This is a genomic window from Lentimicrobium sp. L6 (genome assembly GCF_013166655.1).
In the GTDB taxonomy this organism is placed as follows: Bacteria; Bacteroidota; Bacteroidia; order Bacteroidales; family UBA12170; genus UBA12170.
The window spans coordinates 1-4,289 of the sequence record NZ_JABKCA010000144.1 but is presented as its reverse complement, the minus strand read 5'-3'; the positions used below and the strand labels follow the sequence as shown (position 1 = coordinate 4,289).

Genomic DNA, 4,289 nt, shown 5'->3' with positions numbered 1-4,289 from the left:
TTGGAGAAAGACGATCAATTAGCTCTGTTTTTATAATCGAACTCAGGTTAATAGGTTTTTTTTGTAGTCTATTTAGATAATGGCGCAAACAAAAGTTATCAATAAATCTACTTTTAATGCCTTTAATATAGCTCTGCACATTAACAAAATTTACCATTCCTTGCCTTTTTTTAATGATTAGTCATTCTTGTAGCTTATATCTTTGTACCCATGAATTGGAAATCGATTTCTTTAAGGTATTTCCCGGCTTTTTTACTTACCATCATTAGCCTTTTGGCATTAAATGGGAGTTCGCAATCTGTGGTACATTTTCGTATTAAAAGTGAAATAGATCAACTTGCTATCTCCTATGCACTAATTTATGATAGAACCCATAATATCAAGTTTATGGCCAATGATAATGGAGAAGCTAAACTATTTCTACAGGACTCCACTTTGGTCAGAATTAGTGCCATTGCCTATGAGGATCAATTCTATTTATATAGCAATTCACACCATCAAGATACGGTGGAGCTTTTTTTAAGTTCTAAGGTGTATGAACTGAAGGAGTTTGTTCTAAACCCTTATCCAACAGTCATGCTGTTTAAAAAAGCCTTTGCTGATCTACAGCTGGAGGATACAAATAGTATTGCTGCCAATCTTATGATGTTGGAATCACTAAAACCCTATGCTATTTCTCCAGACCATTTTAATAGTCAGGATGTGCTTACAGTCAGTTTTACTTCACCCATTTCTCTTTTGTATAATTCCTTTAGTAAACGAGCCAAGTCTGAGAAAAAATTGCAAAGTTTAACTCAATCTGATAATAGGGCCAATATCGTGAAACAAAAATATAATAGAGAGTTGGTGATGAAGTTAACAGGTTTAAAGGAGGGTAAATATTTGGAAGATTTCCTAGTCTACTGTGAACCAAGTTTTAATTTTGTGCTAGAATCTAGCGACTACGAAATAGCCATGCTTATTCAGCATCGATATGAAATCTTTTTGTTAAACCACCCCAATTAAGCCATTTTTCGTTTATTTTGTTCTATGGATTTAATTTTAAAATATAGAGCAGAAAAAGCCTATCTCATTCTTGCAGCCATATTTCTATCTGCTTTAGTTGTTAGTAATCTCATATTTCAGAAGTTTTTTCAATGGTCGCCATTTGGTATATACACCTTTGAACTATCTGTTGGAATACTTCCTTACCCCATAACATTTATTGTGACTGATGTAGTTTCTGAAATATATGGGCGCAGACGTGCCAATCAAATGGTTTTTTTGGGTTTTATTGCAAGTGTTTTCACTTTAGGCATCATTGTTATTGCAAATCTAGCACCTGCTACTGACTGGTCTCCCATTAACGATCAAACCTTCTCTCAGGTTTTTGGTTTTACCTATGTAGCTGTTGGAGCCTCCATGGCAGCCTACCTTGTTGCACAGCTGGTTGATGTTCAAATGTTTCATTTCTGGAAAAAACTCACAAATGGCAAACACCTTTGGTTAAGAAATAATGCGTCCACCTTTACCAGCCAACTGGTTGATACTTTGGTTATTTTACTTATCCTTTGTTCTTTAGATGTGATTGCGTGGGAACGATTTTCTTCTCTTTTAATCAATGGATTTATGTTTAAGGTATTAGTAGCTATGGCCGATACTCCCATTGTGTATTTTGTGGTATGGCTTTTCCGAAATCAGTTTAAAATCAAGGATAATGCTGAGTATCTCGATTATTAACTAGATTGATTTTATAAATTAGAAAATATTGTATTTTTGGAACATGGGCGAACCTAATACAATAAGAGTAAGAACGAGATATAAAATTCGAAAAAGGTATAACAAGAAAAAGGAGAAAAGAATTAGAAAGTGGAAGAAAGCAGGGCATCAGATCTTTTCCTTTATGTTAGTTGTTTTCTTATTTCCTGCGATGTATTTTTTGGTTTGGGGATTGATGATAGAACCTCAGCTTCCTCGTCATATCTATGGCCCGGGTGATTTTAAAGAAATGATTTATGTATTAGTTTCTTTATTTATCATGTTATTCTCCTTTTTGATGGTTAAAATTATTAGCTATAAACCTCTGAATATGGAGTGGTGGCAAAATATAAAGTTATTGCATAGCCTAAAATATGATTTCGAAAAGTATTCCGCTTTTAAAGATGTTGGAATTAATTACCATCACCAAAAGAAAAAAACTGAAAGCCAGAAAAGGAAACGTTCTGAGTATTATCATAAATCCGTTACTGAAGAATGATAGCATATACCCCAGCTAAAATAAATATTGGACTAAGAATTCTAAACAAAAGAGCCGACGGATTTCATAATTTGGACAGTTACTTCTATCGAGTACCACTCTACGATATTATTGAAATCAAAACTCATGATCAGGATGAACTTGTTCAAACTGGCGTTCTCACTTCCACATCCATGGAAGAAAACCTGGTTCACAAGGCCTTAAATTTATTGCGGAAAAATTTTGAAATTCCTCCTTTGAAAATACATTTGCACAAACAAATTCCTGTTCAAGCTGGTTTAGGTGGTGGTTCTGGAAACGCTAGTGGCATGTTAAAATTATTAAATAATTATTTTCAACTGAATATTTCAAAGAGAGAAATGTTGAGGTATGCCGGAGAATTAGGGAGCGATTGTCCTTTCTTTATTGAGGGGAAAGCGGCTCATGTCACTGGAAGAGGAGAAATAATAGAGCCTATTGATTTTAGCTTAGCAGGAACCTATATTGCTATTATTAAAGCTCCAGTTGCCATGGAAACAGCTAGAGCTTTTCAACTGGTCAACAAAAGCAATAAAAAACTGGAGGATATTCAATCTATAAGAAAAGAAGAATATCAATATTTTATGCTTAATGATTTTGAATCTTCCTTTCATCAAGAACTTCCTGAAGTCACCATCATTAAAAATCTACTCATGGATTCTGGTGCTTTCTATGCCTCATTAAGTGGTAGTGGATCAGCAGTTTTTGCTTTATTTGAATCCAAACCTCATCTCCAATTTGATTCCTCTTATTTTTCTTGGATAGGTTTATTACAATAAAAAAAATGAATATCTTTGAATTTCTCTAAAACCATTTTCTTCAATTATGGAAAACTATAAAGAATTATTATCGGCCCTTTACAAAGAACACGCACCCGAAAAACTAGATCAAATTGATTTTTATTTGGATAGGTATAAAGGAAAAGAAAAGCAGTTTTATATCACCCAAAAGGCAAAATATGCCAATAAAAAATCGGTAAAGGATTCCAAGAAAATTCTAGAAGAAGCTATGGCGCGCATCAATAAACGTAAAGAGGAAGCTAAAGAGGTTTTACAAGAAGAGAAGGAAAAGAAAGAAGCTATTGAGAAAAAGGTGGAGACTCAACCAATTAAAAAACAGGTTGTTGTTCCGGTGAGCAAAGCCAAGTTAAAAGAGGAAATTAAAGAAGAGGGTGTTAAACCTAAACACATCACAGAGAAGAAAGCGCTTAAGCCGATTGAGAAAAGAGATATTCCTAAAAACAAGGAGAAAATTGAAGAAAAGGAAATTAATCCCCCGATCATAAAAAAGCTAGAAAAAGAAACAGCGGTTAAAAAACTCAAATTGGAGGAGCTTCCAAAACAAACTCCACCTGTGGTTTTTACATCTGATGAGCAACAACGCTTGGAGGACTTAAAGGCGAAAAAGAGTAATTTTGAAGAGATTAGTAAAAGTTTACAAGAAGAGGAGGCCAAAGAAGAAGAGGCACGAATAAAAAAAACACCTGTGTTTTGGTATTTTGGAGCTGCAGCTGTAATACTTGTTGCATTAGCCATATTTATTTATTTCTCTTACTTTCATCAATCAACAGCTCAAAAAGAGCCTATTCATGTGCAAAAAGTTGTTGTAGATACCAAACCGGTGAATACTGGTGAATCTAAAACCACTATTGTTTCCAATAAAGAAACAACAAAAAAGACAGAGGAACCCAAATCACATAAAGAATCAACAAAGCCTAAAGAAGAACTGAATAAGTCAGGTGTTAAAAAGCAAGAACCTAAGGTCAAGCCCCAGAAAAAAGAAGAGGTAATGCCTGTGCAGAAAAAAGCCCAAACCAAACCTACAGCAGACAGACTATATGCTTCAGACATCAACAGACCTGCTGTTTTTGTGGGATGCTATGCAGTTAAACAAGAGGTTTTAGCACAAAAGAAAGTGGCCACATTGAAAGCCCAAAACCTAGATGCGCATTACTACTGGATTCCAGATATGGATGCCAACGGGAATAGCTTTTTTAAAATTGTTATAGGACCTTTTAATAGTGCTCAAGAAGCTT

At 34.5% G+C, this 4,289-nt stretch carries 5 protein-coding genes; all 5 read left to right on the top strand.

The window, feature by feature from the left end:
- Positions 1-210 precede the first annotated feature (210 nt).
- Positions 211-1,005 (top strand): hypothetical protein, encoded by a 795-nt coding sequence (locus tag HNS38_RS19750; RefSeq protein ID WP_172346969.1) that lies wholly within the window; start codon positions 211-213, stop codon positions 1,003-1,005.
- 24 nt (positions 1,006-1,029) lie between these two features.
- Positions 1,030-1,719 (top strand): queuosine precursor transporter, encoded by a 690-nt coding sequence (locus HNS38_RS19745; protein WP_172283799.1) that lies wholly within the window; start codon positions 1,030-1,032, stop codon positions 1,717-1,719.
- A 163-nt stretch (positions 1,720-1,882) separates the two neighbouring features.
- Positions 1,883-2,236, top strand: a complete 354-nt coding sequence (locus HNS38_RS19740) for a hypothetical protein (RefSeq protein WP_172283797.1) — start codon at positions 1,883-1,885, stop codon at positions 2,234-2,236.
- A complete protein-coding gene (gene ispE / locus HNS38_RS19735) occupies positions 2,233-3,033 on the top strand; it encodes a 4-(cytidine 5'-diphospho)-2-C-methyl-D-erythritol kinase (protein ID WP_172283795.1) in 801 nt (266 codons plus the stop codon). Before HNS38_RS19740 ends, ispE begins: the two co-directional genes overlap by 4 nt.
- A gap of 46 nt (positions 3,034-3,079) precedes the next feature.
- Positions 3,080-4,289: hypothetical protein (locus HNS38_RS19730; RefSeq protein ID WP_172346968.1), on the top strand; the 1,210-nt coding region annotated here is incomplete at its 3' end.